The following is a 17939-nucleotide window of genomic DNA, read 5'->3' on the forward strand; positions in this document are numbered from 1 at the left end:
AGTTGAATCATTTTCTGAAGTGCTAGCGGAAAAGGATTCCGCATCAGCCGGTTAGCGGCGCTCTCAGAGAAGCGCCAGAACCTTGCCGCAATAGGCCTTGGAGACCGGGTTCATGCGCTTGGCGGCATGGCCGGCATTGTACTTGAGGATCGTGCCGCAGGTTTCGCCGCCGCCGAGCTCATGGGCCATGGAGAGATATTTCATGCCGTACTTGATGTTGGTTTCCGGATCGAAGAGGCCCTTCTTGGTACCGGCATAGCCCATCATCCGTGCTGTTGCCGGCTTGATCTGCATCAGGCCGATTTCGCCGGCGCTGCCGCGTGCATTCGGATTGAAGTTGCTTTCGACGCTCACGACGGCCGAGGCGAGTGCCACCGGTACGTCATACTGCTTTGCGTATTTTGCGATGAGAACCGAATACTTGTTGGTCGCAAAGTCAGGCATTGCATAGCCGCTGTCGCGATCGACGGTCTTGAATTGAACCGTCTCAGTCTTATCAGTTTTATTATCTGCTTCGCCCGCGAAGGCACAGTTATACCCTGCCAGCAGCACGCCAACGCATGCCGCAGCACCAATAATCGCATTTCTCATGTAGTCTTGACACTCCGACCCAAAGAATTGCCGGACTGCGCGCCTCGCCGTCTCACGGTAACACGCAGCCAAGGAATGACTGCATGCCGCAGCAATTCTTATCGTTTCAGTTGACGTCTGGCCGCTACACTTCACAAAGGCCGCAGACGCCGTTCAGCGGCAGGGGTTAGACCATCGCAATGAGGAGATAATAGGGAAATGATGTGGCACTGCACAATTCAAGTGTGAATCTGCAAATTCGCCGGTGAAAGCACCACAGCCGCGCTTACGAATAGCGCGGCAGCGCGCCAAGCAGCCGGTGCAGCGTATCGATCGTCGAGAAGTCGGCGATTCCATCCACCCGCTCCGGGCGGAAATGGCGCTGGAAAGCCTCCAGCTCACCGGCCATCTTGTCGGAGAATTCACCCGTGATTTCCGTGCCGTAACCATAGAGCGACAGCATAGACTGCAGGGCCTCGATCGGCTGCCCGCGGTCGCCCCGCTGGAAGAACCGTCCACCGGTGATCGGCGCCGGTTCGACCCAGTGCCCGACCCCCGCTCTATGCAGTTCTCCCCAAGGGAATCTCTCGCCCGGATCGACCTTGCGAACCGGCGCCACATCGGAATGTCCGAGCACTCTTTCGGGCAGGATCGACCAACGTTCGCCACAATCCCGACACAGTTCGATCACTGCCGCAATCTGCTCTTTCGGGAATTCGGGCAACCCGCCCGGATGGCCGGCATTGGCGATTTCGATGCCGATCGACGCGGAATTGACGTCGTCCTGGCCGTGCCAGCTGCTCTTGCCCGCATGCCACGCACGGCGCGTCTCCGGCACCATCTGCACGACGTCGCCGTTTTCATGGACGAAATAGTGCGACGAGACCTGGCTTTCCTCGCGACAGAGCCAGTCGAGTGCCGATTCCGGCGTCGACATCCCGGTATAATGGAGAAGAATGATATCCGGCTTCCGCCCCCCTGCCCGCTCGCCATGGTTCGGCGACGGCTTCACGGAGGCCTTGCGGTAGTCAGCCTCGAAGGCGGTCATGCTGCGCGGCGTTCCTTCTCGATCGCCGCATAGGCGTCGTTGAGGGCAGCCATACGCTCGTTGGCGATCGCATGAAACTCTTCCGGCACGCCGCGCGATACCAGCCGGTCCGGATGGTTTTCGCTGACCAGCGCCAGATAGCGGCGGCGGATCGTCGGGAAATCGTCTGCGGAGGAGACGCCGAGAACCTTGTAGGGATCGCGGCCGATCGAGACGTGGCGGGCGGCGATCTGCTCGAAGCGCTGCTCGCTCATCTTGAAGATTTCGGCGATATGACGAAGGAAGTTCATTTCCTTCTCATGGATCAGCCCATCCGCCTTGGCGATATGGAACAGACCGTCGAGAACGTCTTCCAGTACCGGGCAGTTTGCAGCGCAGGTGACGCAGAGCGACGACAGCTTCTCGGCATAGGCCTCGTAACCGGCAACGTCCTGGCGCGCAAGATTATAGAGACGGGCGACATTCTTCGCCTGATCCTGCGGAAATTCGAAAATGTCGCGGAAGGCCTGAACCTCCTTCTCGCTGACGATACCGTCTGCCTTCGCCATCTTGGCTGAAAGCGCGATGACGGCGACGGAGAAAGCAACCTTGCGGCGGGTCTCGGGATCGCCTTCGAAAACCGTGCGCACGGCCTCGACTACCGCGGAGAGCACATTGCCCGCAGTATTGCCAATGGCGTTGAGCAGTTTTTCCCAGAAGGACATCGAAGTTTCCCGCATCGCAATATCTGATAACACCATGACCAAATAATCGTTGCCAATGCAAGGCAGCGATTAGTCGTAAGGTTGAAAACACTTTTCACAATTCGGTAATTGTTTGCCGATGGTACGCCGCATTTTCCGTCTGCGGTGAGACAGTTTCCACAGATCTTGGCGGCATCCGATCGCCGTCTGAACCGATTATATCGGCGCTTCCGGCCGGGCTTCGCCAGCGGTGCCGATTTTTCGTCAATTCTTTACTTTACAGGCCTCTTTCCCTGCCCCATGCATGCATTAGCTAAGCCGTGCGCAATCGCGCATCTCAGGTCGACATGGAGGGAACATGGCCAAACAGAAAGTCGCAATGCTGACCGCCGGAGGCCTCGCTCCCTGTCTGTCTTCCGCTGTCGGCGGCCTCATCGAGCGCTATAGCGACATAGCTCCCGACATCGAACTGATCGCCTACAAGTCCGGCTACCAGGGCGTCCTGCTCGGCGACAGCATAAAAATCACCAAGGACATGCGCGAGAAGGCTCCGCTGCTGCACCGCTACGGCGGCTCGCCGATCGGCAACAGCCGCGTCAAGCTGACGAACGCTGCCGACTGCGTGAAGCGCGGCCTCGTCAGGGAAGGCGAAAACCCGCTGCGCGTCGCAGCCGAGCGCCTTGCCGCTGACGGCGTCACCATCCTGCACACGATCGGTGGCGACGACACCAATACGACGGCGGCCGATCTCGCCGCCTATCTCGCCGCCAACAACTATAACCTGACCGTGGTCGGCCTGCCGAAGACCGTCGACAACGACGTCGTGCCGATCCGCCAGTCGCTCGGCGCCTGGACGGCAGCCGAAGTCGGCGCGCATTTCTTCGACAATGTCAGCAACGAACAGAGCGCCGCCCCGCGCACCCTCGTCATCCACGAAGTCATGGGCCGCCACTGCGGCTGGCTGACGGCAGCGACCGCGCAGGCCTACCTGAAGCGCACGCGCCACAATGAATATGTCGACGGCATGCTGATGAACGCAGGCATGAAGAGCATCGATGCCGTCTACCTGCCGGAGACCGCCTTCGACCTGCAGGCCGAAGCGGCCCGTCTCAAGGAGATCATGGACCGCACCGGCCACGCCACCGTCTTCGTCTCCGAAGGCGCCTGCCTCGATGCCATCGTCGCCGAGCGCGAAGCTGCCGGCGAAACAATCAAGCGCGACGCTTTCGGCCATGTGAAGATCGACACGATCAACGTCGGCGGCTGGTTCCAGAAGCAGTTTGCAAGCCTCCTGAATGCCGAACGTTCGCTCGTCCAGAAGTCCGGCTATTTCGCCCGTTCGGCTCCCGCCAACGCCGAAGACCTGCGCCTGATCCAGAGCATGACCGACCTCGCTGTCGAAAGCGCTCTCAACAAGGTCTCCGGCGTCACCGGTCATGACGAGGATCAGAACGGCAAGCTGCGCACCATCGAATTCCCGCGCATCAAGGGCGGCAAGGCCTTCGATACATCGGCCAAGTGGTTCGCCGAATTGATGGATCAGATTGGCCAAAAATACCGCGCCGCATGATTGACGCAGGGTTGATATGGTGTCTTTGCTTGTTTCTTAGGGAATAGGAGGAGATTCCATGTCGCTCGAAGCCTGGCTCGCTTTTGCTGCTGCTTCCGCCATCATGCTGGCCATTCCGGGACCGACGATCCTGCTCGTCGTCTCCTATGCGCTCGGCCATGGCCGCAAGACGGCGCTGGCGACCGTATCGGGCGTAGCGCTTGGCGATTTCACCGCCATGACCGCGTCGCTCTTCGGCCTCGGCGCCCTGCTCGCGGCTTCCGCGACATTGTTCACAGTTTTGAAGTGGGTCGGCGGCGCCTACCTGATCTGGCTCGGAATCAAGCTCTGGCGGGCGCCGATCATCCCCGGCCCCGTTGCCGATAACGACAATCTGCCGGAAGAAAAGTCACTCAAGATCTTTCTTCACGCCTATGTCGTCACCGCGCTGAACCCGAAGAGCATCGTCTTCTTCGTCGCCTTCGTGCCGCAGTTCCTGAACCCGGCAGCCCCCTTCTTCGAACAGATGCTAATCATGGAGCTCACCTTCCTGGTGCTCGCCACGATCAATGCCTCGAGCTATGCCCTGCTCGCCCACGCCGCCCGCGGCCTCATCCGCAAAGCAAGCGTCCAGCGCGCCGTCAACCGCACGGGCGGCACGCTGCTGATCGCAGCAGGCGCCGTCACCGCCGGCTACCGCCGCATTGCGGCCTGAGCGCAATCGCAATTTTCAGCGGGTTGCGACGCCCATACGAATAGGTTAATGGGAAAAATCAGTGCTTAGCTTCTCAGTAACTTTTTAAACGCTGCCAGGGCGGCGCGATTCACGAAAGTGACAGAATGGTAGCGAACGGATTTTCCGGCCTGAAACGCAGTCTGGTCGTTTCGACGATGCTCTGCGGAATCATGACCGGATGCTCGACCGTCGAGTACACCTCCCAGGCTGAATTGAGCGCGGTGCAGACCGTCGTTCCGACGCCGAAGCCGGGTGAAGATGCGATGATGATGGCGGCCGTTCCGGCTGCCGACGGCTCCGCTCCGCAGACCCCGATGGCATTTGCTGCCGCCAATCCGCAGACGACGCCGGCTCTTTCGGCAGAGACAGCCGTGCTGCCGACCGCCGTTTCACCGGCCGATGCCGCCTTCCAGCAAACCGCTTCGGCCGCCATGCCGACCGAGATTCCGCTGACTCCGGAGATGACGGCGATCCAGTCCGTCGTCCCGACCCCGCGTCCCGGCACGCCGGCATCGCCCGCCACCCAGCTCGCCTTTGCAGCGACCACGCCTCAGAACGGCGCGCTCGCAGCACTTGCGGTCCAGACCAGCGCGCCGCGCTCGATGTCCGATTTCACCTTCGACGAATCCGGTCCGATGGATCCGCCGACGGCACCGCCGATGTTCAGCGACAACGATACCGACGATGCGCCGACTGCAGAGAAGGGCTTCGTCAACAAGCTGATCGAGAAATACGCCAAGCTCTATGAAATGCCGGCGTCCCTGCTTCACCGCGTCGTCCATCGCGAAAGCCGCTATAATCCGCGCGCCTATAACAAGCGCGGCTATTTCGGCCTGATGCAGATCAAGTACAACACCGCGAAATCGATGGGTTACGACGGCGAGCCGTCCGGCCTGCTCGATGCCGAGACCAATATCAAATACGCCGCGAAATATCTGCGCGGCGCCTGGCTCGTCTCCGACAGCAAGGAAGATGATGCGGTCCGCCTCTATGCGCGCGGCTATTATTACGATGCCAAGCGCAAGGGCATGGACGACGTTGCCCAGGGCAACTACTGATCCCTACCCTTTGAACCCGATGGTCAGGGCGACGACAGCGCCCCGACGATCTGCTTGACGAGCGCCTGCGGTTGGTAGCCGAGGCGGCTTGGCGTCAGCCCCATGCGCACGACGACGAGACCGGCGGACGGCACGATCGCCACGCTCTGCCCATCATGCCCTTCCAGCCAGAACGTATCGGACGGCAGCCCCGCAGCAGCGCTCAGATCGCCGCCGGGTGCTGCAAGCCACGCCTGCCCCTGCGTATATTTTCCGCCTGACGACTGCGTCGGCGTGCGCATCGTCGCAACGAACCCCTCCGGCAGCATGCGCTGACCGTTCCACACGCCATCCTGTATCAGGAACTGCCCGAAGCGCGCCCAGTCATGCGCGGTAGCATAAAGATAGGAGCTTCCGGCGAACGTACCACGAGCGTCGACCTCCAGCACCGCGCTCTGCATGCCGAGCGGCCCGAACAGCGCCTCGCGCGGATAATCGAAGGCCCGCTGCGGATCGCCGAGCCGGTCCATCCAGATGCGCGAGAGAAGGACGGCGGTACCGCTCGAATAGCGGAAGGTCTGGCCGGGCTTGTCCACCAGCGGCGCATTGACCGGCAGCGTCACCATGTCAGGATCGAGATAGAGCATGCGCGTCACATCGGCGACGGCGCCGTAATCCTCGTTGAAGGCAAGGCCGCTCTCCATGCCCAAGAGATCGGCAAGCGTGATCGCCGAGCGGCCATCGCCGCGCCAGGCATCAAAGAGATGCGCATCGTCGAAATTCAGCTTGCCTGCCAGCATCACCCGGCCGACCAGCGCGGCGTTGACGGTCTTGGTCATCGACCATCCGAGCAGCGGCGTGCGCGCATCGAAACCGTCGCCATAGCGCTCGGCGACGATCTTGCCGTTATGCACCACGACGATCGCCCGCATCGCCGGTCCGGCAAGTGCGGCGTCGGCGAGCAGCGGGGCGAGCTTGGGATTGTTGGACGCGGCGACACGATCGCCCTCCGGCCACAGTTCCTCGCTCGGCGGCGGCACGGCAAGATCCTCCTCCAGCGCGGCATTGGCGGCCGCCTGATAGTCGCCATCGGGCACGCTTGTGCAGCCGAAAGCGCCGCGATAAAGCGCATGGCCGGGCGCAAACAGACCGAGGATGCGCGCCGAGACCTTGCCTTCCTCCCGGTTGACCGAGACGCGCACGAGCCTCAGCAGCGGATTGCCCGGTGCCTGCACGTCCTCATAGAGCACCGCATCGGGATCGCGCCCCGCCATGAAGACGTTCGAGCAGACGATCTTTGCCGCATAGCCATCACCGACCCGCAGGAGCTCCGGCGGCCGGACATAGAGCCAGATGGCACCGCCGATCACCACGATGACGACGAGCGCCAGCAGCGCCTTCAGGATACGCAACACAACACGCATGTTTCTTCCTCCACCGGTGGAGAGAAGCAGGAAACGCAATCACAAAAAAGAGCCGAAACGCAGAAGCGTCATTTCATCCCACGCTATCGGCGCAGAAAACGATGCCCACAGCCCGCGTCATCAAACTGTAGCAGCGCCGCGTTAAACGCCCTGAACGCTAAAAACGGTGATGGAATCAGATGACCGAATTTGCACCGGATGCCGGCTTCCGCAAGAACCGGAAACTCAAGGACGCGCTTCTCCGCCACAAGGCATTCTCCAAGGAGGGCCTTTCCGAGCGCCTTTTTGGCTTGCTCTTCTCCGGCCTCGTCTATCCGCAGATCTGGGAAGACCCCGATCTCGACATGCAGGCCATGGAGCTGCAGCCCCATCATCGCATCGTCACGATCGGCTCCGGCGGCTGCAATATGCTGGCCTACCTCTCCAAGGCACCGGCCTCGATCGACGTCGTCGATCTGAACCCGCATCACATCGCGCTGAACCGCCTGAAGCTCGCCGCCTTCAAGAACCTGCCGGGTCACGCCGATCTCGTCCGCTTCCTGGCGATGCCGAACGAAGCGTCGAACAGCCGCGCTTTCGACCAGCATCTGTCGCCGGTTCTCGACGAGGCGACGCGCAGCTACTGGAACGGCCGTAAGTTCGGCCGCCGCCGCGTCACGGTCTTCGACCGCAATATCTATGAAACCGGCCTGCTCGGTCGCTTCATCGGCGCCGCCCACCTGCTCGCCCGCCTGCATGGTGTGGACCTGAAGCAGATGACCAAGACCCAGTCGATCCGCGAACAGCGCCAGTTCTTCGACGACAAGGTCGCCCCGCTGTTCGAAAAGCCGGTCGTGCGCTGGATCACCGGCCGCAAGAGCTCGCTCTTCGGCCTCGGCATCCCGCCGCAGCAATATGACGAGCTGGCCAGCCTCGCCGCCGACAATTCGATCGCGCCGGTGCTGAAGCACCGCCTCGAAAAGCTCGCCTGCCACTTCCCGATGCGCGATAACTACTTCGCCTGGCAGGCCTTCGGCCGACGCTACGCCGCAGGCGACGAAGGCCCGCTGCCGACCTACCTGAAGCCAGAGCATTACGAGGTGATCCGCGCCAATGTCGATCGCGTCACCGTGCACCACGCGAACTTCACCGAGCTGCTCGCCAAGGAACCGGCCGCCTCGCGCGACCGCTACATCCTGCTCGACGCGCAGGACTGGATGACCGACGAGCAGCTGAACAGCCTCTGGGCCGAGATCAGCCGTACCGCCCGCCCCGGCGCCCGCGTCATCTTCCGCACCGCGGCCGAAAAGAGCATCATCGAAGGCCGCCTCTCGCCCGCCATCCGCGAGCAGTGGGATTACTTCGAAGAGAAGTCGCGCGACATGACGGCTCTCGACCGCTCGGCGATCTATGGCGGCTTCCACATCTACGGGAAGAAGGCGTGACCGAAATCCGCACCCTCCCGGATGATCGATCCGAAGCGCATGCCGGCCTGATGGACGGCATGTACCGCTACCAGCGTCACATCTACGATCTGACGCGCAAATATTACCTGCTCGGCCGCGACAAGGCGATCCGCAGCCTCGATGTGCCCAAGGCCGGCACGCTGCTCGAAGTCGGCTGCGGCACGGGCCGCAATCTGGCGCTCGCCCACAAGCGCTTCCCCGACGCCCGCCTCTACGGCCTCGACATCTCCCAGGAGATGCTGATTTCGGCCCGCAAGACCTTCGCCACCAAGGCTGCGGTTCCGGATTTCCGCGTCGCCGACGCCACCGCCTTCACGCCGCGTGAATTCGGCGCCACCGGTTTCGACCGCATCCTGATCTCCTACGCGCTGTCGATGATCCCCGATTGGGAGCGCGCCACCGACGCAGCCATCGCCGCCCTCAACCCCGGTGGCCAGCTGCATATCGTCGATTTCGGCCAGCAGGAGCGTCTTCCCGGCTGGTTCCGCGCCCTGCTCAAGGGCTGGCTGACGAAATTCCACGTCACGCCCCGCGCCAACCTGCGTGAGGTTCTTGAGGCCCAAGCCCATGAAAATGGCGCGGAATTGGCTTTCGAGACGCTCTATGGCGGCTATGCCTGGCGCGCGGTCATTACCGCCAGGCGCGCATAATTCGCTTGAAACTAACCGATTTTTTACGTTGATATGGTGAAAAGAGGATTATTCCTCGGCTGCATTCGTCTTCGAAGGTCATGCTGTGGGGCAAGTAGATCATTCGTTACATGACGGGATATTCATGCGCGGACTTTTGTTTTGCGTTTTGCCGCTGGCTTTGATGCTCGCCGGTTGCAGCTCCACGGGCTACGACTATCTCGAAACAGCCTCGATCAAGAAGCCCCGCTTCCAGGATACCGATCCGCAGGATTTCGGCCCGAAGACCCCGCATCAGAACGATATTCACGGTATCGACATCTCCAAATGGCAGGGCGATATCGACTGGCAGACGGTGAAATCCTCCGGCGTCGCCTTCGCCTTCATCAAGGCGACCGAAGGCAAGGACCGGGTCGACCCGAAGTTCAATGAATACTGGCAGCGCGCCCGTGCCGTCGGAATTCCGCACGCGCCCTACCACTTCTACTATTTCTGCTCGTCAGCCGACGAGCAGGCCGACTGGTTCATCCAGAATGTGCCGAAGGAATCGATGCGCCTGCCGCCCGTCATCGACGTGGAGTGGAACGCGGAATCGAAGACCTGCAAGCTCCGTCCTGATCCGGCCACCGTGCGTGCCGAAATGCAGCGTTTCATGGACCGGCTGGAAGCCTATTACGGCAAGCGCCCGATCATCTACACCTCGGTCGATTTCCACCGCGACAATCTGCAGGGCTATTTCCAGGATTACCATTTCTGGGTGCGCTCGACGGCAAAACACCCCGAAGTAACCTATGGCGACCGCCGCTGGGCCTTCTGGCAATACACCTCGACGGGCGTCATTCCAGGCATTCAGGGACCGACGGATATCAATGTCTTCGCCGGCAACCAGAAGAACTGGAACAATTGGGTCGCTGCGGTTTCCAAGGATAGAAATTCTTAGTAACGTCCACCGAACTTTCTTGCTTCCGTCACATTCATCTGTGAAAGCGGCGGACATATTTCGGATATAAGGACGAACCCATGCACCGCTCGCTCGCAAGCCGCTCTGCACTTGCTCTTCTGTTTGCCGTCACGTCTGCCACCACCGTTTTCGCCCAGCAGGCTGCCCCTGCCCCGGCTGCACCCGCCGCCCCGCAGACCCCGGCTGTCGCCTGCGACGGTGACCTCTCGCAGTTCCTGGCAGGTGTGAAGGCCGATGCGATTGCCGCCGGTGCCACCGCCGAAGCCGCGGACCAGGCACTCGCCGGCGCCGAGATCGATCCCAAGGTTCTGAGCCGCGACCGCGCCCAGGGCGTTTTCAAGCAGACCTTCCTCGAATTCTCGCAGCGCACCGTCAGCCAGGCCCGCCTCGATATTGGCCGCCAGAAGATGAAGCAGTATGCGGATGTCTTCGCCAAGGCCGAACAGGATTACGGCGTGCCGGCCGGCGTCATCACCGCCTTCTGGGCGATGGAAACCGACTTCGGCGCCGTTCAGGGCGATTTCAACACCCGCAACGCCCTCGTGACGCTCTCGCATGATTGCCGCCGCCCCGAGCTCTTCCGTCCACAGCTGATCGCTCTCATCGAGATGGTCCAGCACGGCGACCTCGACCCGGCAACCAACACCGGCGCATGGGCCGGCGAAATCGGCCAGGTGCAGATGCTGCCGCGCGACATCATCGCCTACGGCATGGACGGCGATGGCGACGGCCATGTGCGCCTGAAGCAGAGCGGCCCGGACGCCATCCTGACGGCCGCCAAGTTCATCCAGCATCTCGGCTTCGAGCGCGGCCAGCCCTGGCTGCAGGAAGTCACCGTGCCCGACAACCTTCCCTGGGAAAAGTCCGGCCTCGGCGGCACGATGAAGGCTGGCGACTGGTTTGCGCTCGGCGTCAAGCCGCGTGACGGCAACACCAATTTCGGCGAACTCGAAGGCGACCTCGTTCTGCCGCAGGGCCGCCTCGGACCGGCCTTCATCGCCTATCCGAACTTCAAGATCTATCTCGAGTGGAACAAGTCGTTCATCTACACGACCTCGGCCGCCTATTTCGCGACCCGCCTCTCCGGCGCCCAGCCCTACCAGAAGGGCACCCCGGAACAGGGCCTTGCCAACGACCAGATGAAGCAGCTGCAGACCAAGCTGCAGTCGCTCGGCCATGACGTCGGCGAGATCGACGGCATCCTCGGTTCCGGCACCCGCGTCGCCATCCAGAAGGAACAGCAGCGTCTCGGCATGCCGGCCGACGGCTGGGCGACGCCGGGCCTCCTCGGCGCCCTCTGAGTCGCCGAAACAAATCGTTACGCAGCAATGCCATCGCGTCCGCCCGTCAGACCGGGCGCGATTTTCTTTTATGCCGCGATTTCAGGAGCTTCGGCAAAAGCCTTCATCCGGACGCAAGCCTTAACGCCGGGATCGCCGACTTTAACGCGCCGTTAAAATGTGTGAAGAAATTTTCGTCTGAATTTTTCGAACGATTTCAATGCCGTGATTGATACACACAGCACTTATCCACTGGCTGTTGCTGCGGCGCAACATGGAATTCGCTTTTCAGCCGACACATTTCGGACATAGTATGCCCTCGTTAACGCAAAGGAGGCAGACATGGGTATCACACGATCCTTGAATGTCCTGTTGGTCAGTGCAGCGTTCGCGTTCGTCTTGTCTATGCTCTTCATCTGAGCGGCAAACCGGACCCTATGACTGGAATACCGGACTCCTGAGTGAACAGTTCAGCAAACTAAAAAAGCGCATGTCCCGCCTGACATGCGCTTTTTTGTTGCCGTCAAATCTGCTGCCGTGATCAGGCAGCTGCGCCCTCGGCCTTGGTCTCGCCCCGGCGGAAGCCGAGATTCGTGAGAACCGCCGAAACCAGCGGTGAGCGGTTCATCGTGTAGAGATGGAATTCGTGCAGCCCGCGGCGCACCAGATCCTCGATCTGCTCGGCAGCCACATCCGCCGCCACCTTGGCGCGCTCTTCCGGCTTGTCGTCGAGACCGGCGAAACGCTCATCTAGGAAAGCCGGGATGACGGTGCCACAGGCGCCGGCAAAGCGCTTCAGCTGCGTCAGGTTGAGGATCGGCATGATGCCCGGCACGATCGGCATCTTCACGCCCGCAGCGCGCACCTTCTCAAGGTAGCGCTCGAAATTGTCGTTGTCGAAGAAGAACTGCGTCAGCGCCCGGTTGGCGCCGTTATCGGCCTTGCGCTTCAGCATGTCGATATCGGCAGGGACATCCTTGCTCTCGGGATGCTTCTCCGGATAGGCCGAAACCGAGATCTCGAAATCGCCGATCTCGCGAAGACCCGCGACAAGCTCGGAGGCATTGGCATAGCCGCCCGGATGCGGCTGATAGGGCGCGCCGGCGCCGCCGGGCGCATCGCCGCGCAGCGCCACGAAGTGCTTGACGCCCGCCTTGCGGAAATTGTCGATGACCTGATGCGTCTCTTCCTTGGTCGCGCCGACGCAGGTGAGATGCGAGGCCGTGGCAAGCGGGGTCTCGTTGAGGAAGCGCGTGACCGCGGTCAGCGTCGGCGCCTTGGTGGTGCCGCCTGCGCCATAGGTCACCGAGACGAAATCCGGGTTCCAGTCCTGCAGCTCGCTGACGGCCTTCCAGAGCTGTCCTTCCATCTCTTCCGACTTCGGCGGGAAGAACTCGAAGGAAATGCCGATATCGCGGCGGCTACCAGTGTTCAAAGTCATAAATCAAACCTCCCCGGCCAATACTGTACCGGCGCTTTCGGATGCCATAAGGCGCCGCGGATCGCGCGCGAGCCAGATCGTGACCGTGAGGCCCTTCTCGCCCGGCTGACCCGGATGAAGATCGACGGCCTGCTCGACATCGAGCCCCGCCTTGCGCAGCCAGTCGGACATCGACTGATGCGAGAAACCGAGACGGACATGGGCATGCTCGTCGCGAAGATATTCGAGCCCGTGCGGGGCCAGATCGATGACCATCAGCCGCCCGCCGGGCGCCAGCATGCGCGCCGCCTCGTTGATGGCGATTTCGGGCTGATCGAAGAAATGCAGGACCTGGTGGATGGTCACCAGATCGAAATCCTGGCCCTCGAAGGGCAGGTTCAGGATATCCGCATGGCGCACCGACGCCTTGGTGATCCCCGACTTGTCGAGATTGGCGCGGGCGACGCTCAGCATGTCGCGGCTGGCATCGACGCCGATCGCCCGCCGGTAAAGCCCCGAGAGCAGCTGCAGGATGCGGCCGGTGCCGGTGCCGAGATCGAGCAGCGAATGGATCGGCTGATTGCCGATCAGCTTGATGACGGCGGCATCGACCTCTTCGTCGGCGGCATGCAGGCGGCGCAGCTCGTCCCATTCGGCGGCATTGCGGCTGAAATAGGCCTGCGCCCGCTCGGCGCGCTGGCGCTTGACCGAAGACAGCCGCTCGCCATCGCGCTGGATCACCGGATCGTTCTCGGAGGAATGCTGCAGCAACACGCGCACAAGCGATGCCGCCTTGCCCTCCTGCTTCAGCCGGAAATAGGCCCAGGCCCCTTCCTGATAACGATCGATCAGCTCGGCCTCGCCAAGCAGCTTCAGGTGCCGGGAAATGCGGGGCTGCGACTGGCCGAGAATTTCGGTAAGATCGGTCACCGTCAGGTCACCGGCGGCCAGCAGCGCCAGAAGACGCAGACGCGTCGGCTCGCCTGCCGCCTTCAAGACGTCAACGAGCGCATCCAATCCAAGCCTGACAGGTTCAGCCATATTCGACCCAATCAACATATAAAGATATCTTTATGTGATTTGAGAAACCGTGGCAAGCGCCAATCGCAGCTATTCACGAAATTTGCTGGCCGGATAGCGACTTGGGTGGGGGTGCGAACCGATGGTGGTGCGTCAGTCATTGCGCGGCGGCATGGCGATGACGGACCTAATGCGCGTCATCATATCGCCCCCTATTCAGGCTTGTCACCCGGAGCCCCTCATCCTGCCCTCTCGCCGAAGGGAGAGAGGAAGTCGGCGCCAGCCGCGATCTCCTTTTCCCTTCTCCCCCACGAGGAAGAAGGTGGCCCAAAAGTTTCAGGTGCAACTCGTTACACCGGGGATGAGGGGGCCGCAGCCACAGTGCCCGCCGCACACCCCGCCGGCTTGCGCCAACAGGCGCCTTCCCTGCGGAGCAGCGCCACCGCCCAACCCTATCCCCAAAAGCAAAAGCCCCGGCACAAGGCCGGGGCTCCTGTCAGTCGAACCTGCAAACCTCAGCGCGTCAGGCGCTTGTAGGCCTGGCTGCCCGGGTTCAGCGCATCGGGGCCGAGGCGGCGGACCTTGTCTTCTTCGTAGTCCTCGAAGTTGCCTTCGAACCACTCGACATGACCGTCACCTTCGAAGGCGAGGATATGCGTCGCCAGGCGGTCGAGGAACATGCGATCGTGGCTGATGATGATGGCGCAGCCGGCGAAGTTTTCGAGCGCGCTTTCCAGCGCACCGAGCGTTTCCGTGTCGAGGTCGTTGGTCGGTTCGTCGAGGAGAAGAACGTTGCCGCCGGCCTTCAGCATCTTGGCGAGATGCACGCGGTTACGCTGACCGCCCGAAAGGTTGCCGACCTTCTGCTGCTGGTCGCCGCCCTTGAAGTTGAAGGCACCGCAATAGGCGCGCGAGTTCATGTCGAACTTGCCGAGCTTGATGACTTCGGCGCCGCCCGAGATTTCTTCCCAGACGGTCTTGTCGGCGTTCAGCGCATCGCGGCTCTGGTCGACATAACCGAGATGCACGGTTTCACCGATGCGGATAGAACCCTCGTCCGGGGTTTCCTGGCCGGTGATCATCTTGAACAGCGTCGACTTGCCGGCGCCGTTCGGGCCGATGATGCCGACGATGCCGCCCGGCGGCAGCTTGATCGACAGGTCGTTGATCAGCGTGCGGCCGTCAAAGCCCTTCTTGATGCCTTCGAGTTCGATGACCACCTGGCCGAGACGCTCGGAGACCGGGATGATGATCTGCGCATCGCCGGGACGGATGTTCTCGGCGGCATCGACCAGCTGTTCGTAGGCCTTGATACGGGCCTTGGACTTGGCCTGGCGAGCCTTCGGGCTGGAGGCGATCCATTCCTGTTCGCGCGACAGCGCCTTCTGGCGGCCGGCTTCTTCGCGGGCTTCCTGCTGCATGCGCTTGGCCTTGGCCGTCAGGTAGGCAGAGTAGTTGCCTTCGTACGGAATGCCGCGGCCACGGTCGAGCTCCAGGATCCAGCCGGTGACGTTGTCGAGGAAGTAGCGGTCGTGGGTGATCATCATCACGGCGCCCGGATAATCGCGCAGGTGCTTTTCCAGCCAGGCGATGGTCTCGGCGTCGAGATGGTTGGTCGGTTCGTCGAGCAGCAGCAGGTCCGGCTGCGACAGAAGCAGGCGGCAGAGCGCGATACGGCGGCGTTCACCACCCGAGAGGTTGGTGACCTCGGCATCCTTCGGCGGGCAGCGCAGCGCTTCCATCGCCATCTCGACCTGCTGTTCGAGATCCCAGAGGTTCTGGCTGTCGATGATGTCCTGGAGCTTGGCGCCCTCTTCCGCCGTCTCGTCGGAATAGTTCATCATCAGCTCGTTGTAGCGGTCGAGCACGGCCTGCTTGTCGGCAACGCCTTCCATGACGTTTTCGAACGCAGTCTTGCTTGGATCGAGCTTCGGCTCCTGTTCGAGGTAGCCGACGGTCGCACCTTCGGCGAGCCAGGCTTCGCCGGTATATTCCTTATCCTGACCGGCGATGATGCGCAGCACGGTCGACTTACCGGCGCCGTTCGGGCCGAGAATACCGATCTTGGCGTCCGGGTAGAACGACAGGTTGACGTTTTCGAGGATCTTCTTGGCGCCGTAAGACTTGTTAAGTCCCGACATATGATAAATGAACTGACGTGCCATGTGTGAACTGCTCCAGGCGCAAACTTTAAAACCGTGCCGCTATGTAGGCGAAACGGGCGCGCCGGGCAACGCCGAAACCGGTATTGCTACCGGATTTCGGGCCTCACGATTGCGTCCCTGCCAGATTTAGCGGCGCCTAGAAGCCTGCCGCATCGACGATCCCCTCGTTGCAGCCGAACGACGTCCGCCCTGCACCCTGGATCAGCTTGCCGAGACCGGCGTTCATATCCGTCGTCGCATCCTGTGAGAGGCCGATCGTCAGCTCGCTGATGACGCGCACCCCGCCTGCCCTGCGGCAGCTCATCTTGACGCGGTCGCTGGCGCCGGCGCCGAAACTCTTGTCGAACGCCGCCTTGATCTGCTCGGCGGTCACCACCTTGCCGGTATTGGCGGCGAAAAGATCGCGCACCGCCGAGCCGTTGAGATCGCCCATCAGCCGCACCGCGGTCGCGAAATAGGCGTCGGCCGAAAGCTTGGTGCAGGTGCCGTGCTTGGTCCATTCATGGCGTTCGAGCGCCGATTGCGTTCCCGGCATCGCCTTGGCGAGTGCCGCCGCATTCTCGGGCGTCAGCTTGACCTCGGGAAGCGAGCGCCAGTCGCCATCCTTGTCGGCCGCCTGCTGATCTCCGGGAACTCCGCAGTAATTCTGCCGCATCGGCCAGAGGCCGTGCAGCGAAAAGTTCGTCGCATCGTAGCGCTCGGCCGTCTGGCTGGCGCATTCGGCTTTCTTCTGGTTCGTCTGGCAGAAGGCCGGCTGCCAGCTGGCGGCGAGAATGAAGCGGGTGCGCCCCTCCTGCGCCATCGCCGAGCCGGCGGAGAAACCCGACAACGCAAGCATCACGGCAACAACAAGGAACCTGCTCATCTCTACCCTCTGAAAATAGAACAATACACGAACAAATAAGCATGAAGCTCGCCTCCCCGCAACCCTGAATCGCATGAATTTCCCCTGCATATCGTCGCAGCGCCGCTTGCATTTGCCGCCCGATCTGCTCTGGTACCGGCCGGGAGGATCGAATGTTTTCGCAAACACAATGGCTTAGGAGACCGGAGGCGACGCTTGCCTTTCACCATGAGGCGGCAGAGGGCGCGGCGCGCGCCATCCTGATCATCTGCCACGGCCTTGCCGAACATTCGAAACGCTACGCGCGCTTCGCCGCGGCGATGGCCGCCCGCGGCTATCACGTCTTCGCCCACGACCACCGCGGCCACGGCGAAACGACGGCGGCCGATGCGCCGATCGGCCAGTTCGCGAGGCGCAATGGCGTGGCCCGTGTGCAGGAGGATGTCGCCGCCATGCGCGACTACGCCGCCGGCCTCTATCCCGGCCTGCCCGTCATCCTCTTCGGTCATTCGATGGGCGGACTGATCGCGCTCAACACGGCGGTCTCCTACCCCGAAAAATTCAATGCCGTCGCCGTCTGGAATTCGAACTTCGCCGTCGGCGCGGCGGGTCGCGCCGCCCAGGCAATCCTGCTTGCCGAAAAAGCCCTGAAGGGCTCGGATGTGCCGAGCGGCCTCTTGCCGAAGCTGACCTTTGCCGCCTGGGGCAAGGCCATCCCCGCCCACCGCACCGCCTTCGACTGGCTGTCGCACGATCCCAGTGAAGTCGACACATATATCGCCGATCCGCTCTGCGGCTTCGATGCCTCGGTATCGCTGTGGCTCGACATCTTCGAGCTGACCTTCCGGGCGCCGAAGACCGAGCATCTGAACCGGCTGCCGAAATCCCTACCGATCCATCTCGTCGGCGGCGGACAGGATCCGGCAACCGAGCACGGGAAAGCCATAGGATGGCTGTCAAACCATTTGAAACGGCATGGCTTCTCCCGTATCACCACTGAAATATATCAGGACGCCCGGCACGAAACCCTGAACGACACCGGCGCCGCGGCGGCCATCTCGGCCTTCGCCGATTGGTGCGATGGCGTGACAGCACGCTCCTGAGAGCCCCGCAGACAAGAATGGTACG

Annotated in this window: 16 protein-coding genes; 8 read left to right on the top strand and 8 right to left on the bottom strand. The window is 62.0% G+C overall.

The annotated features are described in order from the left end of the window. Positions 1 to 63: 63 nt before the first annotated feature. The 3 genes from ACEN84_RS20990 to ACEN84_RS21000 all read right to left on the bottom strand — a co-directional run bounded on the left by ACEN84_RS20990 (position 64) and on the right by ACEN84_RS21000 (position 2322). Positions 64 to 591: a lytic transglycosylase domain-containing protein gene (locus ACEN84_RS20990; protein WP_413709787.1), complete on the bottom strand. Its 528-nt coding sequence runs from the start codon at positions 589 to 591 to the stop codon at positions 64 to 66. 265 nt (positions 592 to 856) lie between these two features. After that, positions 857 to 1618, bottom strand: coding sequence for an N-acetylmuramoyl-L-alanine amidase (locus ACEN84_RS20995; protein ID WP_413709788.1), 762 nt, complete (start codon positions 1616 to 1618; stop codon positions 857 to 859). Then, positions 1615 to 2322 carry a J domain-containing protein gene (locus ACEN84_RS21000; RefSeq protein ID WP_112715502.1) on the bottom strand — a complete coding sequence of 236 codons (708 nt, stop codon included), beginning with the start codon at positions 2320 to 2322 and terminating at the stop codon, positions 1615 to 1617. The genes ACEN84_RS20995 and ACEN84_RS21000 overlap by 4 nt, the downstream gene beginning before the upstream one ends. A gap of 337 nt (positions 2323 to 2659) precedes the next feature. Between ACEN84_RS21000 and ACEN84_RS21005 the strand changes: the two genes are divergently transcribed. The 3 genes from ACEN84_RS21005 to ACEN84_RS21015 all read left to right on the top strand — a co-directional run bounded on the left by ACEN84_RS21005 (position 2660) and on the right by ACEN84_RS21015 (position 5644). Beyond that, the gene (locus ACEN84_RS21005) at positions 2660 to 3871 is read left to right on the top strand and encodes a pyrophosphate--fructose-6-phosphate 1-phosphotransferase (RefSeq protein WP_413709789.1); all 1212 of its coding nucleotides are present in this window, start codon (positions 2660 to 2662) and stop codon (positions 3869 to 3871) included. A gap of 58 nt (positions 3872 to 3929) precedes the next feature. Further along, entirely contained in the window at positions 3930 to 4565 is a 636-nt protein-coding gene (locus tag ACEN84_RS21010; protein ID WP_112386971.1) for a LysE family translocator, read from the top strand. A gap of 125 nt (positions 4566 to 4690) precedes the next feature. Continuing rightward, on the top strand, positions 4691 to 5644 hold the full coding sequence (locus ACEN84_RS21015) for a lytic transglycosylase domain-containing protein (RefSeq protein WP_112715506.1): 954 nt from the start codon (positions 4691 to 4693) through the stop codon (positions 5642 to 5644). Between the two features lie 23 nt (positions 5645 to 5667). Here the strand turns inward: ACEN84_RS21015 and ACEN84_RS21020 are convergent, their stop codons facing one another. Beyond that, entirely contained in the window at positions 5668 to 7047 is a 1380-nt protein-coding gene (locus tag ACEN84_RS21020; RefSeq protein WP_413709790.1) for a serine hydrolase domain-containing protein, read from the bottom strand. A 179-nt stretch (positions 7048 to 7226) separates the two neighbouring features. Between ACEN84_RS21020 and ACEN84_RS21025 the strand changes: the two genes are divergently transcribed. The 4 genes from ACEN84_RS21025 (at position 7227) to ACEN84_RS21040 (ending at position 11383) form a co-directional block, all read left to right on the top strand. Then, complete coding sequence (locus tag ACEN84_RS21025) at positions 7227 to 8471, top strand: DUF3419 family protein (protein ID WP_413709791.1); 1245 nt, start codon at positions 7227 to 7229, stop codon at positions 8469 to 8471. Between the two features lie 50 nt (positions 8472 to 8521). Beyond that, positions 8522 to 9142: a class I SAM-dependent methyltransferase gene (locus ACEN84_RS21030; protein ID WP_413711334.1), complete on the top strand. Its 621-nt coding sequence runs from the start codon at positions 8522 to 8524 to the stop codon at positions 9140 to 9142. Between the two features lie 124 nt (positions 9143 to 9266). Next, positions 9267 to 10061 carry a GH25 family lysozyme gene (locus tag ACEN84_RS21035; protein WP_413709792.1) on the top strand — a complete coding sequence of 265 codons (795 nt, stop codon included), beginning with the start codon at positions 9267 to 9269 and terminating at the stop codon, positions 10059 to 10061. A gap of 80 nt (positions 10062 to 10141) precedes the next feature. Beyond that, positions 10142 to 11383, top strand: coding sequence for a lytic murein transglycosylase (locus ACEN84_RS21040; RefSeq protein WP_413709793.1), 1242 nt, complete (start codon positions 10142 to 10144; stop codon positions 11381 to 11383). 520 nt (positions 11384 to 11903) lie between these two features. On the opposite strand, the gene metF is transcribed toward ACEN84_RS21040, so the two are convergent. The 4 genes from metF to ACEN84_RS21060 all read right to left on the bottom strand — a co-directional run bounded on the left by metF (position 11904) and on the right by ACEN84_RS21060 (position 16832). Continuing rightward, the gene (gene metF / locus ACEN84_RS21045; protein WP_413709794.1) at positions 11904 to 12803 is read right to left on the bottom strand and encodes a methylenetetrahydrofolate reductase [NAD(P)H]; all 900 of its coding nucleotides are present in this window, start codon (positions 12801 to 12803) and stop codon (positions 11904 to 11906) included. A 3-nt stretch (positions 12804 to 12806) separates the two neighbouring features. Beyond that, positions 12807 to 13823, bottom strand: coding sequence for an ArsR/SmtB family transcription factor (locus ACEN84_RS21050; protein WP_413709795.1), 1017 nt, complete (start codon positions 13821 to 13823; stop codon positions 12807 to 12809). A gap of 494 nt (positions 13824 to 14317) precedes the next feature. After that, complete coding sequence (gene ettA, locus ACEN84_RS21055; protein WP_112715518.1) at positions 14318 to 15967, bottom strand: energy-dependent translational throttle protein EttA; 1650 nt, start codon at positions 15965 to 15967, stop codon at positions 14318 to 14320. A gap of 136 nt (positions 15968 to 16103) precedes the next feature. Then, positions 16104 to 16832, bottom strand: a complete 729-nt coding sequence (locus tag ACEN84_RS21060) for a ribonuclease T2 family protein (protein ID WP_413709796.1) — start codon at positions 16830 to 16832, stop codon at positions 16104 to 16106. 152 nt (positions 16833 to 16984) lie between these two features. On the opposite strand from ACEN84_RS21060, the gene ACEN84_RS21065 reads away from it, so the two are divergent. After that, positions 16985 to 17914 carry an alpha/beta fold hydrolase gene (locus ACEN84_RS21065; RefSeq protein WP_413709797.1) on the top strand — a complete coding sequence of 310 codons (930 nt, stop codon included), beginning with the start codon at positions 16985 to 16987 and terminating at the stop codon, positions 17912 to 17914. Positions 17915 to 17939: the final 25 nt, after the last annotated feature.

It is taken from the genome of Rhizobium sp. Rhizsp82 (genome assembly GCF_047325115.1).
GTDB lineage: Bacteria > Pseudomonadota > Alphaproteobacteria > Rhizobiales > Rhizobiaceae > Rhizobium.